The sequence below is a fragment of the Streptomyces sp. NPDC042371 genome, assembly GCF_056437465.1.
In genome coordinates this window covers 180,627-202,299 of the sequence record NZ_JBWKAP010000003.1, presented here as the reverse complement: position 1 = coordinate 202,299, position 21,673 = coordinate 180,627, and the positions used below count along the sequence as shown (strand labels likewise).

At 70.0% G+C, this 21,673-nt stretch carries 18 protein-coding genes and 1 pseudogene; 7 read left to right on the top strand and 12 right to left on the bottom strand.

What is annotated here, in order from left to right:
• Positions 1 to 51: 51 nt before the first annotated feature.
• Both AC068B_RS10550 and AC068B_RS10545 read left to right on the top strand, forming a co-directional pair.
• On the top strand, positions 52 to 711 hold the full coding sequence (locus tag AC068B_RS10550; RefSeq protein WP_478670526.1) for an MSMEG_1061 family FMN-dependent PPOX-type flavoprotein: 660 nt from the start codon (positions 52 to 54) through the stop codon (positions 709 to 711).
• Positions 712 to 825: 114 nt separating this feature from the next.
• Complete coding sequence (locus AC068B_RS10545) at positions 826 to 2,898, top strand: discoidin domain-containing protein (protein ID WP_478670525.1); 2,073 nt, start codon at positions 826 to 828, stop codon at positions 2,896 to 2,898.
• 93 nt (positions 2,899 to 2,991) lie between these two features.
• On the opposite strand, the gene AC068B_RS10540 is transcribed toward AC068B_RS10545, so the two are convergent.
• On the bottom strand, positions 2,992 to 3,615 hold the full coding sequence (locus AC068B_RS10540) for a TetR/AcrR family transcriptional regulator (protein ID WP_478670524.1): 624 nt from the start codon (positions 3,613 to 3,615) through the stop codon (positions 2,992 to 2,994).
• A 62-nt stretch (positions 3,616 to 3,677) separates the two neighbouring features.
• On the opposite strand from AC068B_RS10540, the gene AC068B_RS10535 reads away from it, so the two are divergent.
• Positions 3,678 to 5,018, top strand: a complete 1,341-nt coding sequence (locus tag AC068B_RS10535) for a GH1 family beta-glucosidase (protein WP_478670521.1) — start codon at positions 3,678 to 3,680, stop codon at positions 5,016 to 5,018.
• 52 nt (positions 5,019 to 5,070) lie between these two features.
• Here the strand turns inward: AC068B_RS10535 and AC068B_RS10530 are convergent, their stop codons facing one another.
• From AC068B_RS10530 to AC068B_RS10520, 3 genes are all read right to left on the bottom strand, one after another.
• A complete protein-coding gene (locus tag AC068B_RS10530) occupies positions 5,071 to 6,447 on the bottom strand; it encodes a class I SAM-dependent RNA methyltransferase (protein WP_478670520.1) in 1,377 nt (458 codons plus the stop codon).
• 115 nt (positions 6,448 to 6,562) lie between these two features.
• Positions 6,563 to 8,632: an APC family permease gene (locus AC068B_RS10525; RefSeq protein ID WP_478670519.1), complete on the bottom strand. Its 2,070-nt coding sequence runs from the start codon at positions 8,630 to 8,632 to the stop codon at positions 6,563 to 6,565.
• 160 nt (positions 8,633 to 8,792) lie between these two features.
• The gene (locus tag AC068B_RS10520; RefSeq protein ID WP_478670516.1) at positions 8,793 to 11,078 is read right to left on the bottom strand and encodes an MMPL family transporter; all 2,286 of its coding nucleotides are present in this window, start codon (positions 11,076 to 11,078) and stop codon (positions 8,793 to 8,795) included.
• 190 nt (positions 11,079 to 11,268) lie between these two features.
• Here AC068B_RS10520 and AC068B_RS10515 point away from each other — a divergent pair, with 190 nt between their 5' ends.
• The 4 genes from AC068B_RS10515 (at position 11,269) to AC068B_RS10500 (ending at position 13,383) form a co-directional block, all read left to right on the top strand.
• Positions 11,269 to 11,598, top strand: a complete 330-nt coding sequence (locus AC068B_RS10515) for an ArsR/SmtB family transcription factor (protein ID WP_356249818.1) — start codon at positions 11,269 to 11,271, stop codon at positions 11,596 to 11,598.
• The gene (locus AC068B_RS10510) at positions 11,598 to 11,837 is read left to right on the top strand and encodes a hypothetical protein (RefSeq protein WP_468567508.1); all 240 of its coding nucleotides are present in this window, start codon (positions 11,598 to 11,600) and stop codon (positions 11,835 to 11,837) included. The genes AC068B_RS10515 and AC068B_RS10510 overlap by 1 nt, the downstream gene beginning before the upstream one ends.
• Before the next feature lie 200 nt (positions 11,838 to 12,037).
• Entirely contained in the window at positions 12,038 to 12,706 is a 669-nt protein-coding gene (locus AC068B_RS10505) for a potassium channel family protein (RefSeq protein ID WP_356249822.1), read from the top strand.
• Positions 12,706 to 13,383 (top strand): potassium channel family protein, encoded by a 678-nt coding sequence (locus AC068B_RS10500; protein ID WP_356249824.1) that lies wholly within the window; start codon positions 12,706 to 12,708, stop codon positions 13,381 to 13,383. The genes AC068B_RS10505 and AC068B_RS10500 overlap by 1 nt, the downstream gene beginning before the upstream one ends.
• 138 nt (positions 13,384 to 13,521) lie before the next feature.
• Here AC068B_RS10500 and AC068B_RS10495 read toward each other — a convergent pair whose 3' ends face one another.
• From AC068B_RS10495 to AC068B_RS10460, 8 genes and pseudogenes are all read right to left on the bottom strand, one after another.
• Entirely contained in the window at positions 13,522 to 14,262 is a 741-nt protein-coding gene (locus tag AC068B_RS10495; protein ID WP_356249826.1) for a DUF3159 domain-containing protein, read from the bottom strand.
• A gap of 3 nt (positions 14,263 to 14,265) precedes the next feature.
• Positions 14,266 to 14,664: an OB-fold nucleic acid binding domain-containing protein gene (locus AC068B_RS10490; RefSeq protein ID WP_478670514.1), complete on the bottom strand. Its 399-nt coding sequence runs from the start codon at positions 14,662 to 14,664 to the stop codon at positions 14,266 to 14,268.
• A 106-nt stretch (positions 14,665 to 14,770) separates the two neighbouring features.
• Positions 14,771 to 15,454, bottom strand: coding sequence for a response regulator (locus tag AC068B_RS10485; RefSeq protein ID WP_356250180.1), 684 nt, complete (start codon positions 15,452 to 15,454; stop codon positions 14,771 to 14,773).
• 53 nt (positions 15,455 to 15,507) lie between these two features.
• Positions 15,508 to 18,054, bottom strand: a complete 2,547-nt coding sequence (locus AC068B_RS10480; RefSeq protein ID WP_478670512.1) for an ATP-binding protein — start codon at positions 18,052 to 18,054, stop codon at positions 15,508 to 15,510.
• Positions 18,055 to 18,195: 141 nt separating this feature from the next.
• Positions 18,196 to 18,864, bottom strand: coding sequence for an ABC transporter ATP-binding protein (locus AC068B_RS10475; RefSeq protein ID WP_478671256.1), 669 nt, complete (start codon positions 18,862 to 18,864; stop codon positions 18,196 to 18,198).
• Between the two features lie 196 nt (positions 18,865 to 19,060).
• On the bottom strand, positions 19,061 to 20,275 hold the full coding sequence (locus AC068B_RS10470) for an alginate lyase family protein (protein WP_478670511.1): 1,215 nt from the start codon (positions 20,273 to 20,275) through the stop codon (positions 19,061 to 19,063).
• 105 nt (positions 20,276 to 20,380) lie between these two features.
• Positions 20,381 to 21,084, bottom strand: a pseudogene (locus AC068B_RS10465) (ABC transporter ATP-binding protein).
• Positions 21,074 to 21,664 (bottom strand): hypothetical protein, encoded by a 591-nt coding sequence (locus AC068B_RS10460; protein ID WP_478670509.1) that lies wholly within the window; start codon positions 21,662 to 21,664, stop codon positions 21,074 to 21,076. Before AC068B_RS10460 ends, AC068B_RS10465 begins: the two are co-directional and overlap by 11 nt.
• Positions 21,665 to 21,673: the final 9 nt, after the last annotated feature.

Below are 21,673 nucleotides of genomic sequence, written 5' to 3'. Positions count from 1 at the left end.
CGCACTCACCGGCCAGGATCCGTCGCAGATCGGCCCACTAGGGTCAGAGACATGACGACATCCCTTGCCAGCAGCGCCTTCGACTCACTCCGCCTCGACGCCGTGTCCGACGAGGAAACGTTGCGCCGGACCTACGAACTCCCCAAGGAGGCGGCCTTTCGCAAGCAGATGACCGAACTCACCGATCAGACCCGTCGGTTGATCGGCTGCTCGTCGCTGGTCCTGGTCGCCAGCACGGACGCCGAGGGCAACTGTGACGTCTCCCCGCGCGGCGGCCCCGCCGGGTTCGTCGCCGTCCTGGACGACCGGACGGTGGCGATACCGGACGCGACCGGCAACAAGCGTCTGGACACCCTGCAGAACGTCATCGCCACCGGCCGGGCCGGGCTGCTGTTCGTCGTGCCGGGGCGCACCACGACGCTCAGGGTGAACGGCCGGGCCTGCGTCTCCACCCGCCCGGACCTCCTGTCGCAGCTGACCGCCGTGGGCAAGCCCCCGGCCAGTGCGCTGGTGGTCGGCATCGAGGAGGTCTACCCGCACTGCCCCAAGTCGCTGCTGCGCAGCGGGGCCTGGAAGCCGGAGCAGTGGCTGCCCGCGGACGCCCAGCCCGCCTCGGCCGAGGTCACGCTGGCCCAGCTGCGGATGCCGGAGCTGACGATCGCCGACATCGAGCAGGCGGAGGCGGACTCACTGAAGTACCGGTACGAGTAGGAGGCGGCTGTTCCTTTCCAGGCGATAGCCACCGTCAGGGGGTTGGCCTTGCGGGTCCGTATCCCTATCGTGTGAGCCAAACATGAGCACCCCTCACATTTAAGGATCACGGCGATGAACATCGCTCACCCTCCACGCCGAAGGCGTAGATCCCTCACGGTGGCTCTCCTGCTCTTCACCGCGATGACCCTGATGCTCGGCACGATGCCGAGCTCCGCGGCGGAACCCGACCCCGGCTGGTGGAACCCGACCGCGCGGCCCACACCCGACGCGCAGGTCGGCGTCACGGGTGAGCCCTTCAAGGGCACCGACTCCCAGGGGAAGGTGCGGGGCTTCGTCGACGCCCACGACCACATCATGTCCAACGAGGGCTTCGGCGGGCGGCTGCTCTGCGGCAAGCCGTTCTCGGAGCAGGGCGTCGCCGACGCGCTCAAGGACTGCCCCGAGCACTACCCCGACGGCACGGGCGCCATCTTCGACATGATCACCAAGGGCGGCGACGGCAAGCACGACCCCAACGGGTGGCCCACGTTCAAGGACTGGCCCGCCCACGACTCGCTGACCCACCAGCAGAACTACTACGCGGGAATCGAGCGGGCCTGGCGCGGCGGCCAGCGGGTGCTCGTCAACGACCTGGTGACCAACGGCGTGATCTGCTCGATCTACTTCTTCAAGGACCGCGGCTGCGACGAGATGGACGCCATCCGTCTCGAGGCGAAGAAGTCGTACGAGATGCAGGCGTTCGTCGACAAGATGTACGGCGGTCCGGGCAAGGGCTGGTTCCGGATCGTCACCAGCAGCGCGCAGGCCCGCGAGGTCGTCGAGCAGGGCAAGCTGGCCGTCGTCCTCGGGGTGGAGACCTCCGAGCCGTTCGGCTGCAAGCAGATCCTGGACAAGGCGCAGTGCGGCAAGGAGGACATCGACCGCGGCCTGGACGAACTGAAGAAGCTGGGCGTGAGCAGCATGTTCCTGTGCCACAAGTTCGACAACGCCCTGTGCGGGGTGCGCTTCGACTCCGGCACGCTCGGCACGGCCATCAACGTCGGCCAGTTCCTGTCGACCGGCACCTTCTGGAAGACGGAGACCTGCCGCGGCCCGCAGCACGACAACCCCATCGGCAACGCGGCAGCGGCGGAGGCCGAGAAGCGGCTGCCGAAGGGGGTCTCCGTCCCCTCGTACGCCTCGGGGGCACAGTGCAACGTCCGCGGTCTCACCGGCCTCGGCGAGTATGCGGTACGCGGCATGATGAAGCGTCACATGATGCTGGAGATGGACCACATGAGCGTCAAGGCCGCGGACCAGGCCTTCGAGGTCCTGGAGTCCGAGGCGTATCCGGGCGTCATCTCCTCGCACAGCTGGATGGACGCGGGGTGGACCGAGCGGCTCTACAAGCTCGGCGGGTTCGCCGCCCAGTACATGAGCGTCGCAGGGCCGTTCAGCGACGAGGCCAAGAGCAAGGCGGCGCTGCGGGAGAAGTACAAGGTCGGCTACGGCTACGGCACCGACATGAACGGCCTCGGCGGCTGGCCCGCCCCGCGGGGCGGGGACGCCCCCAACCCGGTGAAGTACCCCTTCCGCAGCACGGACGGCGGCTCGGTGGTCGACAAGCAGACCACCGGCGAGCGCACTTGGAACTTCAACACCGATGGCGCGGCGCACTACGGCATGGTCCCGGACTGGATCGAGGACATCCGCAACGTCGGCGGCAAGGAGGTCGTGGACGACCTCTTCTCGGGTGCCGAGTCCTACCTGAGCACCTGGGGCAACTCCGAGAAGCACGAGCTCGGGAAGAACCTGGCCTCGGGCGCGGCCGCCACCGCGTCCTCTTCGGAGTGGTGGAACCCGTTCGAGAGCTTCACTCCCGGCAAGGCCGTGGACGGAGACAAGGACACCCGCTGGGCCAGCGAGTGGAAGGACGACCAGTGGCTCCAGGTCGACCTCGGATCCGCGAAGCCGGTCAAGCGCGTCACCGTCGACTGGGAGGCGGCGTACGCGAAGTCGTACCGCGTCGAGCTGTCGCAGGACGGCACGAACTGGCAGTCGGCCTGGTCCACCACCGCCGGTGACGGCGGCCTGGACACGGCACGTTTCGACCGGACCCAGGCGCGCTACGTACGCGTCAAGGGGCTGGAGCGCGGCACCAAGTGGGGCCTCTCGCTGCGCGAGGTCGGCGTCTACGCGGACTGAGGCCTACGCGGACCGAGCCGCCCATGAGGCGGCGCCCAGGGCCGGGGCCGGTCGGATCAGCTCTCCTGATCCGGTCGGCCCCGTCGGCGGGTGTCACCGGAGACGGTCGGCCAGATAGCTGTTGAGGACGCGCTTGCACTCGGCGATCAGCCGGGGGTCGCCCTGCGGGTCGGTACGGAAGGCCAGTTGGAGCACGCTGTCCGCGCATTCCAGCGCCACTCGGATGGTGATCTCCAGTTCGGCGTCGTCCTGGACGCCGGTCAGGGAGGCGGTCAGCGAACGCAGTCGACCGGCGACCGCGGTGTTGTTGTCCAGGGACGGGTTCAGGACGTGGTCCTGGCCCACCGCGCCGAAGTCGACCACGCCGAACCCGGTGATCGTCCGGCGCATGGTGACGAACTCGTCGATGGTGACGTCCACGATGCCCGGGATGTCTTCGGGCTCCTCGCGCTCGAGACGGCCCTCGACCCGCGCCAAGAACGACTCCAGGTTGCGGACGGCGAGCGCGCCGATCAGCCCCTCCCGGTCGGAGAAGAACTGGTAAAGGGTGCCGATGGGCACGTCGGCCCTGCGGGCCACTTCCTTGGTGGTCAGCGCGGCATAGCCGACCTCGTCCAGGAGTTGGGCGCAGGCGTCGAGCAGTCGTTCGAAGCGTTCGGCGCTGCGCTTCTGGACCGGCTTCCTGCGCAGCGCCCCTGCGTTGCGGTCTTGATTCACGCTTCCATCATCCCACTCCGAGAAGCTAACGTGAGTCACGCTCATGTTTCAGGAGGGTAGACGTGACACTGAACCATCTCCCCGCCGACTTCGTCTGGGGCGCCTCGACGGCGTCGTACCAGATCGAGGGGGCCACCGAGGAGGACGGCCGCGGTCCTTCGGTGTGGGACACCTTCACCGCCCGTCCCGGCACGGTCCGCGACGGGCACACCGGTGACGTGGCCTGCGACCACTACCACCGGTACGAGGAGGACATCGCACTGATGGCCGAGGCGGGCTTCACCGACTACCGCTTCTCCATAGCGTGGCCCCGGATCCGCCCCACCGGCACGGGCGAGGCCAACCCGCAGGGCCTGGACTTCTACGACCGACTGATCGACGGCCTACTCGCACACCACATCGACCCCGTCCCGACCCTCTACCACTGGGACCTCCCGCAGGGCCTGGAGGACGGTGGCGGCTGGCTGAACCGCGACACCGCGTACCGCTTCGCCGAGTACGCCGCCCTCATGGCCGACCGGCTCGGCGACCGCGTCCGGAAGTGGACCACGCTCAACGAGCCGTTCATCCACATGGCCTGGGGCTACGGCCTCGGCACCCACGCACCGGGCCGCGCTCTCTTCCTGGACTGCCTCCCAGTCGCCCATCACCAACTCCTGGGCCATGGACTGGCGTTGAGGGAACTGCGAGCGCGCGGCCTCCAGGTGATGATCGCCAACAACTGCACCCCGGTCTGGCCCGCCTCGGACGCGCCCGCCGACATCGCCGCCGCGAGCGCCTACGACGCCCTGCACAACCGCCTGTTCAACGACCCGATCCTCACGGGCGCCTACCCCGACCTGTCGGCCTACGGCGTGGACGCCACCCTGGGCGGCTCAGTCCAGGACGGCGACCTCGAACTGATCTCGGCCCCCTTGGACGCGCTCGGCATCAACTACTACAACCCGACCCGGATCAAGGCGCCGAGGCCCGAAGGGGAAGGTCTGCCCTTCGAAGACACCCCCATCGAGGGCTACCGCCGCACCGCCTTCGACTGGCCCGTCGTCCCCGACGGCCTGCGGGAACTGCTCGTAGGCCTCAAGGAGCGCTACCCAGCGCTCCCTCCCGTCTACATCACCGAGAACGGCTGCTCGTCCGAGGACGTGGTCGACGCGGACGGCAGAGTCCTCGACCTCGACCGCATCGACTACCTGAACACCCACTTGCGGGCCGTCGACGCCGCCGCGTCCCAAGGAGTGGACGTACGCGGCTACTTCACCTGGACCCTGATCGACAACTTCGAATGGGCCGAGGGCTTCCACCAGCGCTTCGGCCTCGTCCACGTCGACCACGACACCCAGGTCCGCACCCCGAAGGCGTCCTTCGGGTGGTACCGCGACCTGATCCGCGCGCAGCTCGGCTGAACCGCCCACCGAGCCCGCCGGGACCCGGCGCGACGATACTCAATCCTGCAGGTCAGGAGCCCTTCGTGGCAGGCTCAAGAATCGCCACGCACTCCACATGATGCGTCATAGGAAACAGATCGAACGCCCGAAGCGACCGCACCCGGTACCCGCCCTCGCGGAAGTACCCGATGTCCCGCGCCAGCGCCGCCGGGTCGCACGCCACGTACGCGATGCGCCGCGCGCCCAGGCCCGCCAGGTGCTTCACCGTCTGCTTGCCCGCGCCCGCGCGCGGCGGGTCCAGGACGATCAGGTCGGCCTCGGTGATGCCCGTACGCGGGAGGACCGAGTCGACCTTGCCCTGTTCGATGCGGACGCGGTCGAAGGACGCCAGGTTGTGGCGGGCGTCCTCCACCGCGCGCTTGCCGGACTCGATGCCGAGCACCGCGCCCTTCTCGCCGACGCGGTCGGCCAGCGCGCCCGCGAAGAGGCCCACGCCGCAGTAGAGGTCCAGGGCCGTGTCGCCCTTGCGCGGGGTCAGGCCCTGCATGACGGCGAGCATCAGGGTGTCCGCCGCCTTCGGGTGGACCTGCCAGAAGCCGCCGCTGCCGACGCGGTAGGTGCGGCCGTCGGCGCGTTCGCGGACGAAGGGGCGGCCGTGGACGCGGTGCGTTCCGCCGTCCTTCTCGCCCACGCGCATCACCGACACCGGCTTGTCCAGCTCCACGATCGGGAGGCGTGCGCCCGGCTTCGGGGACAGGATCACCTGGCGGTCCTGGGAGCCCGATGCCGCGATCGCCTCGACCGTCGCCATGCCCGACCAGTCGCGCTGCTCGATGCCGAGCTCCGAGACGCCCTCGGCCGCGATCATGCAGTGCTCGACCGGCTCGACCTCGTGCGAGCGGTGGCGGCGCAGGCCCGCCTTGCCGGTCGAGGCGTCCACCGCGTACTGGACGCGCGTGCGCCAGGCCGGGACCTCGCCCGCCGGGAGCTTGTCGCCCTCCGCGGGCATGACCGTGCCGTCCCAGCCCGCCTCCTCGGGGGTGAGCCCGGCCAGGCGCTGGAGCTGCTCGGCGATGACCTCGCCCTTGAGGCGGCGCTGCGCGCCCGGCTTCGCGTGCTGCCAGTCGCAGCCACCGCAGCGGCCGGGGCCCGCGTAGGGGCAGGGGGCCTCGACGCGGTCCTTGGAGGGGTCCAGGATCGTGACCGCGTCGGCCCGGAGGAAGCGTGCGCCCTCCTCGCCCTCGGTCACGCGGGCGACGACCTTCTCACCGGGCAGCGCGTGCCGTACGAAGAGCACCTGGCCCTCGTCCGTACGGGCGATGCAGTGGCCGCCGTGCGCGACGGGGCCGATCTCGACCTCGTACTCCTGGCCGACCAGCGAGACGCTCGCCTCGGAGGCATCCGCCGACGAGTTCCCCGCCTGCGTTTTCTTCGGTTCTGCCTGCATGGCGGGGTGACTCCAGTACGTAAATGTAAAAGGGGAACGGCCGGACTACAGCCCACCAGTCTACGTGGGTGTTGTCCGGCCGCTCGCCATGGAGCCAGAGAGCCGAGAGGGCGGGTCAGCCCTTCTTGCTCGGTTCCTTCTTGTTCTGCTCCTTGGGGCGCCTCGGCTTCTCCACCGGTCCCCGGCGCACCGCACCCGGCGCGTTCCACTCCGAACGCCTGCGGGCCCGCTTCTTCGCGGCCTCGGAGGAGTCGAGCTGGTAGGGGACGGACGTCACCATCACGCCGGGGGTGAAGAGCAGGCGGCCCTTGAGGCGCAGGGCGCTCTGGTTGTGGAGCAGGTGCTCGTACCAGTGGCCCACCACGTACTCGGGGATGATCACGCTGACGATGTCGCGCGGGCTCTCCCTGCGCAGGTTCTTGACGTACTCGATGATCGGGCGGGTGATCTCGCGGTACGGCGAGTCGAGGACCTTCAGCGGGACCGTGATGCCGCGCCGCTCCCACTCCTCCTTGAGGGCCTTGGTCTCCGCCGGGTCGACGTTGATGCTGAGGGCTTCCAGCGTGTTGGAGCGCATCAGCTTCGCGTAGGCCAGGGCCCGCAGCGTCGGGCGGTGGATCTTGGAGACCAGGACGATCGAGTGCACCCGGGAGGGGCGCATGCTGTCGTCGTTCGGGGTCTCCGGGGCGGCGATCTCCTCGGCCACGCGGTCGTAGTGGCGGCGGATCGCCGTCATCGTCACGTAGAAGATGCACATGCCGAGCAGCGCGACCCAGGCGCCGTGCGTGAACTTGGTGACCAGGACGACGACCAGGACGAGGCCCGTGAAGAAGGCGCCGAAGGTGTTGATCGCGCGGGAGCGGATCATGTGGCGGCGCTTGTTCTGGTCCTTCTCCTTGGCCAGGTGGCGGTTCCAGTGCCGGACCATGCCGATCTGGCTGAGCGTGAAGGAGACGAAGACGCCGACGATGTAGAGCTGGATCAGCCGGGTCGAGTCCGCGCCATAGATGACGACCAGCAGGGCCGCGGCGCCCGCGAGCAGCACGATGCCGTTGGAGAACGCGAGGCGGTCGCCGCGGGTGTGCAGCTGGCGCGGCAGGTAGCGGTCCTGGGCGAGGATCGAGCCGAGCAGCGGGAAGCCGTTGTACGCGGTGTTGGCCGCGAGGAAGAGGACCAGCGCGGTGGCGGCCGCCAGGATCATGAACAGGAAGCTGCCGTGTCCGAAGACCGCCTCGGCGACCTGGGAGATCACCGGGTTCTGGACGTAGTCGCTGCCGACGGGGACGCCGTTGTGGATCAGGTCCTGCGCGGGCTTCTCGGCCATGTGGACGTTGGTCGCCATGGCGAGGCCGATGATGCCGCAGAACATGGTGACGGCCAGGCCGCCCATGAGCGCGAGCGTCGTCGCTGCGTTCTTCGACTTCGGCTTGCGGAACGCCGGGACGCCGTTGCTGATGGCCTCGACGCCGGTGAGCGCCGCACAGCCGGAGGAGAAGGCCCGCAGGAGCAGGAAGATCAGCGCGAAGCCCGCCAGGCCCTGGTGCTCGGGCTTGATCTCGTAGTCGGCGGTGGGCGATGCCATGTCGTCGCCGAGGACGATGCCCCGGAAGGCGCCCCACGCGATCATGACGAAGACGCCCGCCACGAAGACGTACGTCGGGATGGCGAAGAGCTTCCCGGACTCCTTCACGCCTCTCAGGTTCATCAGCGTGAGGAGCACGATCACGACCACCGCGCAGAGCACCTTGTGCTCGACCACGAACGGCACCGCGGACCCGAGGTTCTCGATGCCCGAGGAGATCGACACGGCCACGGTCAGGACGTAGTCGACGAGCAGGGCGCTCGCGACCGTGAGGCCGGCTCTCGGGCCGAGGTTGGTGTTGGCGACCTCGTAGTCGCCACCACCACTCGGGTACTCGCGCACGTTCTGCCGGTAGGACGCAACGACCGTGAACATCAGCACGACGACCGCGACGGCGATCCAGGGGCTGAAGTGGTAGGCCGACACACCCGCGATGGAGAGGACGAGAAGGACCTCTCCCGGCGCGTACGCCACAGACGAGAGCGGGTCGGACGCGAAGACGGGGAGTGCGATGCGCTTCGGCAGGAGCGTTTCTCCGAGCCGATCACTGCGCAGTGCGCGCCCGATGAGGATCCGTTTGGGCACGTCGGTCAGTTTGGACACGGAGAGGATCGTAAGCGTTCGAATGGGGGCGCGCCCACCCACCACCCCCAACTGCTCCGCTTGTCTGCCTTGTGCGATCCTGCGCCCCGCCGAATGGGCGGGGCGCGCCTGCGGCCGACGGGTGGGGCTGCCTCCAGCCATGGGGCGGGGATGCCTCCGGCTAATGGGCGGGATGTGTCTGTGCAGGGGCGGGGTGCGGCTCCGGAGAGGCGGGGTGACCCTGGACGGCGCGCGCCTCCGCGGCCCGCGCCTCCGCGCGCCGGATCGCGCCGGACGGCCACCAGGCGGCGCGGCCCAGCAGGAGCAGCGCGGCGGGCAGGATCATGACGCGGATCACGAACGCGTCGAGCAGGACGGCCACCGCGAGGACGAGGCCCATCTGCTTCATCTCCAGGATGTGCAGCATCACGAAGCTCGCGAAGACGGTGACCATGACGATCGCCGCGCTGGTGACGACCTTGGCGGACGACGTGATGCCGTCGATGACCGCCCGGCGCGTGGGCACGCCGTTCAGGGCTGCTTCGCGGATCCGGCTGACCACGAAGACCTGGTAGTCCATCGAGAGCCCGAAGAGGATCACGAAGAGGAAGAGCGGTACGCGCGAGGAGATTCCGCCGAGCGAGATGAAGGAGAGCAGTTCCTCCGCCCACTCGCCCTGGAAGACGAGGACGAGCACGCCGAGCGCGGAGCCCACGGAGAGCAGGTTGAGGACGACGCCGAGCAGTCCGAGGACGACCGAGCGGAACGCGAAGACCGTCATGACGAAGGTCATCAGGAGCAGGAAGCCGAGGACGAGCGGCAGTTTGTCGTTCTGATGTCCTACGTAGTCGACGCCGCGCGGCACCTCGCCGGTGACGGCCGTCTCCACGCCGGACAGCTTGCCGACGGTCGCGGGCAGGTAGGTGTGGCGGAGGTGGTCGAGTGAGTCTTCAGCCTTCTTCGAGTACGTCGGGTACGGAACGTTGAGTTCCAGTGTTGTGGTCCTCCGGTCCTCGGAGGAGCGGAGGAGCGGGGTACCGGAGGAGTCCCGGTCAGCCGGGCGCGTGAAGAGCGGGTCCGCATACGCCCTGCGATCCAGCTTCCCCAGCGCCGCCCGTACCTCGTCGGCCTGCGAGGCCTCGGCCCGCACCACGACCAGGTGCCGCACCCGCTGCTCGGGGAAGGCCTCGAGCAGCCGGTCGTACCCCTGCATCGCCGCGATGTCGCGCGAGAAGCTGTCGCGCGCCGGGTTCTTGAGGTTCATGTCCAGTGCGGGCAGCGCGAGCCCCAGCATCACGAGGACCGAGAGGCCGAGGGTGAGCGCGGGGCGCTTGCGGGCGGGGGCGAGCAGGAGGCTCCAGGCGCGCCCGGGCTTCTTCTCGCCGTACGACCGGACCGGCTTGCCCCGTGCGACCCGCTTCGCCGTGCGCCGCTCCGTCCGGCGGCCGAGCTTGACCAGGAGTGCGGGCAGCACCGTCACCGAGCTGACCACCGCGACGGCGACGACCAGGATCGTGCCCGTGGCGAGCGAGTCGAAGATGACGTCACGGGCCAGGAAGAGCGCCGTGGTGGAGACGATCACCGCGAGTCCGGAGACCACGATCGCGCGGCCCGCCGTCGCCGCGGCGGCCTCGACCAGCGCCTCCGAGGTGAGGCGGCCGCCCGCGCGGGCCCGCTCCTCGCGTTCGCGCTTGAGGTAGAAGAGCGTGTAGTCGACGCCGACGGCCATGCCGATCAGCAGGATCATGCTCATTCCGACGCCGGTGTCGGGCAGCAGGTGCGAGGCGACCATTGCCAGCCCCATCGTCGCCATGATCGAGGTGACGGCGAGCAGCAGCGGTACGCCGACCATGACGACCGAGCCGAAGACCACGGCCAGCGTGATCAGCGTGATGGGCAGCGTGATCGCCTCGGAGAACTGCAGGTCCTTGTTGCGCTGGTCGTCGACGCCCTTGCTCACGGAGGCGTCACCGGTCTCCTCGATCACCAGGTCCGGGTGGGCCTTCGCGGCCGCCGCGGTCTGGTCCAGGAGCGGCGGGACCCTCTCCTGGTCGTCCTGCTCGGTTCCGGTGAGCTCCACCGGGATCCGCAGGACGCGTCCGTCGGCCGAGGGCACCGGGGCCTTGACCGAGGCGACCTCGGGCAGCGCCTTCATCCGCGCGGTGATGTCCTCGACCGCGTTGGCGGCGGCCGCCTTGTCCAGCGGGCCCGGCTTGCTCATCGAGCCCGACGCGGCACGGATCAGCACGTGTTCCGTGGACCGCAGCGGGATGCCGCCATCGGTCGTCAGGGCCTCGGCCCGGCCCGCCTCGCCGACGCGGAAGTCCTCCGACGTCGCGCTGTTCATGCCCGCGGCGATCCCGCCCCCCAGGCAGAGCACCACGAACACCAGCCAGCCGATGACCGCCCGCCATGGGTGCAGTGCGCTCCACCGGGCCACGCGCACCGTGACCGATCGCTTCCTCATGACCATCCCCGCTCTTATGACTCAGTCCTTCATGTGTAAGTGGAGACTGACAGGTGAAGGAATGAGCCGTCAACTATCATTCAGCGGTGCGTGAGGGAAGGGACAGCGGCGGATCGGCCCGGATTGACAGTCGATCCAGCCATGCGTAAGTCTTGGCTGACAGGTTTCGGGACCAGCGCGAAGGCGGGCCATGGACAGCGCAGAGCTGCTCGCCTTCCTCTCCGCCGTCGGCCACGCCCAGCGGATCCGGATCATCACCGAGCTCGCACCGGGACAGCTGTACGTGAGCGAACTGGCGCGGCGGCTCGGCGTCTCCCGCCCCCTGCTCTACATGCACCTCGAACGCCTGGAGAAGGCCGGCCTCGTCGTCGGCCGCTTGGAGCTCTCCGACGACGGCAAGGCGCTCAAGTACTTCGAACTCGCGCCGTTCGACGTGCGATTGAATGTGGACACGATCCTCGCGGCCGTCCGGGAGGACGCGTCGGACGAGGCCGGACAGCAATCATCTGAGGGGTCTTGATGGACGACGTGATCATTCCGGTCGCCTTCTTCCTGATACTCGCCGGCGCCGTCGTCGCCGTCGCGTACTTCCAGACACAGCGCAACCGCGACCGCGACAAGCAGTACGCCGAGGCCATGCACGAGTACCGCGCGGTCGTCGAGCGCGCCAGGTCCGAGCAGGAGTCGACCCGCCTCCAGCTCGTCGAACTCGGTCACCGTCTGCAGAACGTCGAGGGCCTGCTGCGCAGCGTGGACTGAGCTCTCACCTCCACCGGTCCCTTTCGCGTCTCCTTGAGGGAGGACGCGGATGAGTGCAAGGGGCCCGTTGCGGCTTAAGCTCGTCTCTTGGCAACGCCGCACGCTGTTGCCCCGTGGTTGCCCGGCAGAGTGAGAGAGAAGAGTGAGCACGATGTTTTCGCAGGTCAGCGGGATGACCAGGAGTGCGGGGTAAAGGACAGGTGCACATCGTCATCATGGGCTGCGGGAGAGTCGGCTCCGCTCTCGCCCAGAACCTGGAACAACAGGGGCACACGGTCGCCGTCGTCGACCAGGACCCCACAGCCTTCCGCCGCCTCGGGTCCGGGTTCGGCGGCCGCCGCGTCACCGGCGTCGGCTTCGACCAGGACACCCTGCGCGAGGCCGGTATCGAGGAGGCGGGCGCCTTCGCGGCCGTCTCCAGCGGCGACAACTCGAACATCATCGCCGCGCGCGTGGCCCGCGAGATGTTCGGCATCGAGAACGTCGCGGCCCGCATCTACGACCCGCGCCGCGCCGAGGTCTACCAGCGCCTGGGCATCCCGACGGTCGCCACGGTCCGCTGGACCGCCGACCAGATGCTGCGGCGGCTGCTGCCGTCCGGCGCCGAGCCGCTGTGGCGCGATCCCACCGGCGGCGTGCAGCTCGCCGAGGTGCACGCGTCGGCGGCGTGGATCGGACACAAGATCAGCCAGCTCCAGGAGGAGACCGGCGTGCGCGTGGCCTTCCTCACCCGGCTGGGCGAGGCGGTCCTGCCGACCTCTCAGACGGTCCTGCAAGAAGGCGACCTGGTGCACGTCATGATGCGCACCGACCAGGTCGACAAGGTCGAAGCCGCGTTCGCCGAAGGCCCTGAGGAGGGCGGTCACTGATGAGGGTCGCCATTGCCGGAGCCGGCGCGGTGGGACGTTCCATCGCCGGTGAGCTCCTGGAGAACGGCCACGAGGTCCTTCTCATCGACAAGGCGCCGACCGCCATCTCGGTCGAGCGCGTTCCGCAGGCCGAGTGGCTGCTCGCCGACGCCTGCGAGATCACCTCTCTCGACGAGGCCGCGCTGCAGCGCTGCAACGTGGTGATCGCCGCGACCGGCGACGACAAGGTCAACCTGGTCGTCTCGCTGCTCGCCAAGACCGAGTACGGCGTCCCGAGGGTCGTCGCCCGCGTGAACAACCCCAAGAACGAGTGGCTCTTCAACGAGTCCTGGGGCGTCGACGTCGCGGTCTCCACGCCGCGTCTGATGTCCGCGCTCGTCGAGGAGGCGGTGAGCGTCGGCGACCTCGTGCGCCTGCTCCGCTTCAGCCACGGCGACGCGAACCTCGTGGAGCTGACGCTGCCGCCCGAGTCCGCCCTCGCGGGCACGCAGGTGGGCGACGTCCTGTGGCCCGAGGACACCTCGCTGGTCACGATCATCCGCGGCACGCGCGTCCTCGCGCCGACCGCGGACGACTCCCTGGAGGCGGGTGACGAGCTCCTCTTCGTGGCGGCCCAGGCCCGCGAGGAGCAGCTCGAGGACCTGCTCTCGGTGCGTCGCGAGGATGCGGTGGGCTGAGACCGCCCCGGCGAACAGCGATGAAGGGGCACCCGGAATCTTCCGGGTGCCCCTTCGTCGTTGCCATCACAGTGCCGCTCCGTCGTGGCTGGGCGCGCAGTCCCCCGCGCCCCTGAGCCGCCCCTTCGGGACGCGCTCTCAGGCGTCGCGGCGCTCGCGCTCCCGCTCCGCCTTGCGCTCCTCCTCCGCCTTCTCCGCCGCTTCCATCTCCGCGAAGACGTCGATGGGCGGCGGGGCCTTCGCCAGGAAGACCCAGGTCAGATAGACGGCGAGCAGGAAGGGCGGGATCTTCAGGGCGATCAGGACCCAGCCGAACTGCGTGGTGTCCGCCCACCAGTACAGCGGGAAGAGGATCGCGCACTTGGCGAGCAGGATCAGGCCCCAGGCCCAACTGGCCTTCGCGTACGCCTTCTTGCGGCCCGGGTTGCGGGTGCGCCAGGAGAGGTTCTCCTTGAAGACCGGGCCGAGGATGAGGCCGATCAGTGGCACGCCCGCGAGGGTCGTGATCATGTACGCCAGGGCGAGGCCGAGGGTGTAGAGCATGCCCGGCAGGTAGAAGTCCTTGGCGTTGCCGGTCATCATCGCGAAGACCACACCGAAGGCGACGCCGAAGACGCCGCTGAAGGCGTGCTTGACGGTGTCCTTCATGACCAGCCGGATCACGACGAGCACCAGGGACACCGCGAGGGCCGCGATGGCCGACATGTGCAGGTCCTTGTTGATCGTGAAGATGGTCACGAAGAGCAGGCCGGGAACGACGGTCTCCACCATGCCCCGAACACCGCCGAAGGCTTCGAAGAGCGCTGCCTCGGTCACGGCCCTGGAATCTGCGTCCTGGTCCGCGCTCCCGTGGTCCGTCGGCTTGTCGAGGGACGTCACCGGCTACTCCCGTCCGAGGGGTCTGAGTTCGTATTTCGGGTTGAAGAGCACCCGGCGGCCCCGGCTCATCGAGATCCGGCCGGACGCGATCAGCTTGCGCCCCGGTTCGATTCCCACGATGGAGCGCCTGCCGAGCCACACGACGTCCAGCGCCGCCGAGCCGTCGAACAGCTCGGCCTCCAGGGCGGGAACCCCGGCACGTGGCCGCAGAGTGACCGTGCGCAAGGTACCAGTAACGGTGACTATCTGGCGGTCGTGGCAGTCGCCGATACGGACGCAGCCCGCTGTCTCGGCGTCCTCCCGCAGCTCCTCCGACTCCAGGTCCTCCTGGGAGGAGGAGAGCCGGTCGAGCATGCGCCGGAAACGGCCCACCGGCTTGTCGGAACCAGAAACAGCACTCATGCAAGAAGCGTACCGGGGGGCGAGGACACGGGGGAAAGGGGTGCGCTCATCTGTGCTTATGTCCGCTCAGTACCCGCTGTGGACCCCGCTGAAGCGACCGATCCGGTCACTTCTCGAACCGGTATCCCATTCCGGGCTCCGTGATGAAGTGCCGCGGGTGCGCCGGGTCCGTCTCCAGCTTGCGGCGCAGCTGCGCCATGTAGACGCGGAGGTAGTTCGTCTCCGTCCCGTACGAGGGCCCCCAGACCTCCTGGAGAAGCTGCTTCTGGCTGACGAGACGGCCGGTGTTGCGCACCAGGACTTCCAGGAGGTGCCACTCCGTGGGAGTGAGGCGTACGTCGCGGCCGCCGCGGTTGACCTTCTTGGCGGCCAGGTCGACGGAGAAGTCGCCGGTGTCCACCATCACGTCGTCGTCGCCCGTCCCGGTGGGCTCCGCCCTGCGCACGGCGGCGCGCAGCCGGGCGAGGAGCTCGTCCATCCCGAAGGGCTTGGTCACGTAGTCGTCGGCGCCCGCGTCCAGCGCCTCGACCTTCTCGTCCGAGCTGTGCCGGGCGGAGAGGACCAGGATGGGGACACGCGTCCAGCCGCGCAGGCCCCTGATGACCTCCACGCCGTCCATGTCGGGCAGACCGAGGTCGAGCACGATCACGTCGGGGTGGCGGGCCGCGGCGACCTGCAGCGCGGTGGCGCCGTCGGGGGCCGAGTCCACCTCGTACTTGCGCGCCTTCAGGTTGATCACGAGGGCGCGCACGATCTGCGGCTCGTCGTCGACCACGAGCACCCGGGTCATGCGTACCTGCCTTTCGGACTGCTGGTTCTTGGGCACGGCTTCTGCGTTGCGGGTCACGACGTGACCTGGGACGACAGCTCGGGACGGACCGGCGGGCGCCCGGCCGCCGCCCGCAGGGTGAGGACCATGGTCAGGCCGCCGCCGGGGGTGTCCTCGGCGGCGAGGGTGCCGCCCATCGCCTCGACGAAGCCGCGGGCGACGGCGAGGCCCAGGCCCACACCGGCACCCCGTGGTGCGTCACCGTAGCGCTGGAAGGGCGCGAAGATGCGGTCCTTGGCACTGTCGGGGACGCCGCGGCCGCGGTCCACTACGCGGATCTCGACGCGCTCGCCCAGCGCGCTCGCGGAGACCTTGACGGGCTCGCCGTCGGGGGCGTACTTCACGGCGTTCTCGACGATGTTGGCGACCGCCCGCTCCAGGAGGCCCTTGTCGACGGCGACCATGGGCAGCGTTTCGGGGATGTCCAGCTCCGCGCTGCCGTCGGGTACGCCGCCGAGCGCCATCGGAACCACCTCGTCGAGGTCGATCTCGCGGATCAGCGGGGTGACGGTGCCGGTCTGCAGCCGGGACATGTCGAGGAGGTTGCCCACGAGGTGTTCCAGCCGGTCGGCGCCCGCCTCGATGCCTTCGAGGAGCTCCGCCTCGTCCTCGTCGGACCACTCCACGTCGTCGGAGCGCAGCGAGGACACGGCCGCCTTGATGCCCGCGAGCGGGGTGCGCAGGTCGTGGCTGACGGCGGCGAGCAGGGCGGTGCGGATGCGGTTGCCCTCGGCGAGCGTGCGGGCCTGGTCGGCCTCGGACTGCAGCCGCTGGCGGTCCAGGACGACGGCGGCCTGCGCGGCGAACGCGGCGAGGACCCGGCGGTCCTCGGCGGGCAGCACCCGGCCGGAGAGGGCGAGCGCCATGTGGTCGCCGACGGGCATGTCGACGTCGGCGTCCTCGGGGCGCTCCAGCGGCCGCCCGTCGCCCGCGCTGCCCGCGCAGGTCCAGGGGTCGGTGTCGCCCGCGCGCTCCAGGAGGGCGACGGACTCCATGGCGAAGGTTTCGCGGACGCGTTCGAGGAGTGCTTCCAGGCTGGTCTCGCCGCGCAGCACGCTGCCTGCGAGGAAGGAGAGTATCTCCGCCTCGGCGCGCAGCCTGGCGGCCTGGTGGGTGCGGCGGGCGGCGAGGTCCACGACGGAGGCCACCGACACGGCGACGCCCACGAACACCGCGATGGCCACGATGTTCTTGTTGTTGGAGACCGTCCACAGGTGCAGCGGTGGCGTGAAGTAGTAGTTGAGGAGCAGCGAACCGACGGCCGCGGAGGCGAGCGCCGGGACCAGCCCGCCCACCAGCGCGGCGGCGACCGTGAGCGTCAGGAACAGCAGCATGTCGTTGGCGAGGCCCAGATCGGTGTCGATGTGGGTGAGCAGCACCGTCAGGGCCACGGGCCCCGCGACGCCGACCAGCCAGCCCCAGATGGCCCGGGACCGGCCGAGGCGCGCGCCACGGGCCACGGGCAGGCCGCGCCCCTTGGCGACCTCTCCGTGGGTGACGATGTGCACGTCCAGATCGGGGCCGGAATCGCGGGCGACGGTCGCGCCGACGCCGGGACCGAAGACGTACTGCCAGGTCTTGCGGCGCGAGGAGCCGAGGACGATCTGGGTGGCGTTGACGCCGCGTGCGAAGTCGAGGAGGGCGGCCGGTATGTCGTCGCCGATGACGTGGTGGAAGGTGCCGCCGAGGTCTTCGACGAGGGTGCGCTGGACGGCGAGTTCCTTGGGGGACGCGCCGGTCAGGCCGTCGCTGCGGGCGATGTAGACGGCGAGGATCTCGCTGCCCGAGCCCTTGGCGGCCATCCGGGACGCGCGTCTGATCAGGGTGCGGCCCTCGGGCCCGCCGGTCAGGCCGACGACGATGCGCTCGCGGGCCTGCCAGGTGGAGCGGATGTTGTGCTCGCCCCGGTACTGCTGGAGGTACTCGTCGACGCGGTCGGCGACCCAGAGCAGCGCCAGCTCGCGCAGCGCCGTGAGGTTGCCGGGCCGGAAGTAGTTGGAGAGGGAGGCGTCGATGCGGTCGGACTTGTAGATGTTGCCGTGCGCCATGCGGCGGCGCAGCGCCTGTGGCGACATGTCGACCAGCTCGATCTGGTCGGCGCGGCGCACCACCTCGTCCGGCACCGTCTCCTTCTGCCGCACACCGGTGATCGACTCGACGACGTCGCCGAGCGACTCCAGGTGCTGGATGTTCACCGTGGAGACGACGTCGATGCCCGCCGCGAGGAGCTCCTCGACGTCCTGCCAGCGCTTGGCGTTGCGGGAACCGGGGACGTTCGTGTGCGCGAGCTCGTCGACGAGGGCGACCTCGGAGGCGCGCTCCAGGACCGCGTCGACGTCCATCTCGGTAAACGCCGTGCCGCGGTACTCCAGGTCCTTGCGGGTCACCTGTTCCAGGCCGTGCAGCATCACCTCGGTGCGCGGCCGGTCGTGGTGCTCCACGAAGGCGACCACGCAGTCGGTGCCGCGCTCGATGCGGCGGTGGGCCTCGGAGAGCATCGCGTACGTCTTGCCGACGCCCGGTGCCGCACCGAGGTAGATACGAAGCTTGCCGCGTGCCATGGCCCCATTGTCTTCCCGAAACTGCTGTGTACGCAGCGTCGACCTTACGGCCAACAATTCCGGCAATACGGACGAGGGGGTACGGGGGTGCTCTCCTTGACACAACCCTGATGCCGACGGCGCGGGGCCCAGGAGCGCTGGTCAGTGCGTGATGATCTCGCCGTCGCGCAGTTCGAGGACCCGGTCGGCCAGGTCGAGCAGGGCCGCGTCGTGCGTGGCCACCAGGGCGGTGACGCCCTCGCTGCGGACCACCGCGCGCAGCAGCTCCATCACGGCGAGCCCGGTCTCCGCGTCCAGCTGGCCGGTGGGTTCGTCGGCGATCAGCAGGGCGGGCTTGTTGGCGAGGGCGCGGGCGATGGCGACGCGCTGCTGCTGCCCTCCGGAGAGCTCGCCGGGCCGCTGCTTGGCGTGGTCGGCGAGGCCGACGAGAGCAAGGAGGAGGGCGACACGCTCCTCACGCGCGCGGGGGTCGGTCTTGCGGAGCCGCAGGGGCACGCCGACGTTCTCGGCCGCGGTGAGGATCGGTATGAGTCCGAAGGACTGGAAGATGAAGCCGAGCCGGTCCCTGCGCAGCTCCAGGAGGCCGCTCTCGCCGAGCCCCGCGAGCTCCACGTCGTCCACTGCGATCTTCCCGTGGTCCGGGGAGTCGAGCCCGCCGACGAGGTTGAGCAGGGTGGTCTTGCCCGATCCGGAGCGGCCCTTCAGGGCGACGAGCTCGCCGCGCGGGACGGCGAAGGAGACGCCGCGCAGGGCGTGGACGGCCGCCGCCCCGGTGCCGTACGTCCGATGCAGGTCTTCTACGACGACCATGTCCCCGGCGTGCCCGTCGTGCCCGGAGTGCCCGGCGTGCCCGGCGTTTCCGTCGTGCCCGGCGTTTCCGTCGTTCTCGGCGTTCCCCGCGCCCACTGCCACCGACCACTCCCCCGTTTCGCCCCCGGGTGCGCGGGGGCCGGGCGCCAGTATCACCACCTGACACCCGGCCCGACAAGGCCCGACAAGTCCCGGCTCAGCCGGGATTGCCCGCGTGCGTCAGGGTTTCCCAGGCGACGAAGAGGTTGTTGGAGCCCGCGGGGCGGTTCCGTTCGGTGAGTTTCTGAGTGTTGGTCATGGTGTGGCCGAGGCGGCCCGCGAGGGCGTTGTAGCCGACCTCGGTGACCGGGCCGAGACCCCGGTGGACCGTGCCCTTGCAGAGGGAGGCGGGCGGCGCCTCGCCCAGCTCGTACTTGGCCTGGAAGCCGAGCCCCTGGCGCAGCCGTTCGCCGACGTCCGTCGAGTAGAGGTCCTGGCCCTGGATGCGGCTGGTCTCGGCGACGTGGGAGATCGCGGAGAGGCCGTACCCGGTGTGGGTGAAGTCGCGGCAGGTCTCCTGGGTGAGGCCGGTGGTGAAGGTGCCCTGACCCTGCCAGTACTTGACGATCTTCTCCCGGGTGTCGAGGTTCTGCTTCGGCGCGGTCTTCGGCAGCGGCCCGTCGGACGCCAGGTAGACGTAGGCGGCGGTGCGCGTGCGGAAGGTGGCCATCGCCTTGTCGTACGACGCCTTGTCCTCCAGGAAGACGGAGATTCCGACGGCGGCCTCCATCATCGACAGCTCCCAGTTCCCGTTGGAGTTGGAGCCGTTGATGACCTCGGGGAGGTAGACGTTGCGCAGCATCGTCGCGAAGCGGCCGGAGTTCGACCAGCTCCCGTCGTACGTGTACTTGATGATCTCGGCGGCGCGCGGCCAGCTGGACCCTGCCCAGCCGGTCTGCAGCGGGGCGTTGCTGTTGGTGTGGTCCTTGATGGTGGCCGACCAGGCGTCCATCAGCTCGATGGACTTCTTCGCGTAGCGCTCGTCACGCGTGATGTACCAGGCGAGGGCGGTGGTGTACGCGGCCGTCGCGTCCTCGCGCTCGTCGGTGCAGCCGTAGTCGGGGTCGGAGTAGGAGCCACACTCCACGACCGCGCGGGGCTTGGGGGTGCGGGAGAGGGAGGCGTACTTGCTGCCCATCATCTGGTCGTAGGCGGACTTCCAGGGCTGGGCGCCCGCGGTGACCTTCTCGCGGGTGAAGTCCAGCTGGCCCCGGGAGACGGTGACTCCGGGGTGGGCGAAGGTGCTGGGGGCGGCGGCAGCGGCGGGGGCGGCCTCGGCCTTGCCGGTTCCGGGCCAGGAGATGAGTCCGGCGACGAGGGCGGCGGCCACGGAGGCCATGGCCGCTCCTACGGAGAGGCGTGACTTGGGCATGGAGGGGGACCATCCGTTCTTGTATGCGAACTTCAAGTGCCTGTCTGAACGCGCGCGTTGGCCCGTGACCATAGGTACGGACCAGGCTTCCGTCAAGGCGTGAAGTTAGAGATCCTGCTCAGGGGTGCCCGAAGCGTCGGGCGTCTCGGCCCCGGGCCCAGACGTATCGGGCCACACCCCCACGTGGTCCGGCTCGGCCGTCAGCCGTACGCGCCCCCGCAGCCCGTACCGCTCCACGTACTCCCCCGGCAGCTGCAGCCGTCCCGCCTTGTCCAGAACCGTGAACTCCTCGCCGGTGCCGCCGTGCTCACGGAGCGTCTCCGAGGGGGTCGTGCGTCACGACCAGGACCGTCGCGCCGAGCTCCTCGTCGGCGCGGCGCAGGGCCGCGAAGACGTCCTCGCCACTCGCCGTGTCCAGCTCCCCCGTGGGCTCGTCGGGCCGCCGGTCGCGGCAGTGCGCGACACCGAGTACGCCGAGCAGTTCGGCGGCCCTCTCCTGGCGCGAACGGCGGTGCACGCGCGTGTACTTCATCGGCAGCGCGACGTTCTCCAGGGCGGTCAGATGGGGCAGCAGATCGCGGCCGGTCTGCTGCCAGACGAAGCCCACCGTGCTTCTGCGGTAGCCGAGGCGTTCGCGGCGCCCCATCGCGAGCAGGTCGTGTCCCGCGACCTTCGCGCGCCGCCTGCACCTCGACCTCCTCGGTGCGGTAGACGCGGACGAGGTTGTCGCAGACGACCAGGCCCTCGTCGGCCGCGGGACGCCCCGCGGCGCGGGCCCGCGCCTCCAGATCGGCCAGTTCAGTGCTCATCCGCTCTCCCGAGTCGCAGGACGGCGCCGAGCCCCCGGCGCCGCCCGAGCCAGGTCTCCACGCCCACCGCAAGGGCGACCAGGAGACGGAGTCCCGCGCCCAGGGCAGCGGTGAACAGCGCGTCCACGTGCCCGTCGGGCGCGGCGGGTCCGCCGGTGAACTCCCGCAGGTCGAGGGCGGGTCCGAGCAGCGAGGGCAGCACCAGGCCCAGCGCGACGCCGCCCGCGACGGCGGCCAGCACCAGGGGCAGGAGCTGCAGCAGGTGCAGCGCGGCGAGCAGCGGATCCGGTCCCGCCGCGCCTTCCGTGCCCCGGGTCCGCAGCGCCAGGAGACCACCGGCGGCGAGCAGCAGCACCAGCGCCTCCACCACCAGCCTGCGCCCCGCGCCGCGCGGCGCCCGCTCCCGCAGTACGGCCCGGTCCCGCACCGCGGCCCAGGTGAGGACGGGCAGCGGCAGCCAGCACAGGAGGGCGACGGCCAGTCCTTTGCCGTACGCGGGTGAGCTCCCCGGCACCGCCGCCGCGGCCGCGGCAGCCGAGGCCCAACCCGAGCACCACGGCGGGCGCGCTCTCCACCGCACGCCCCAGGG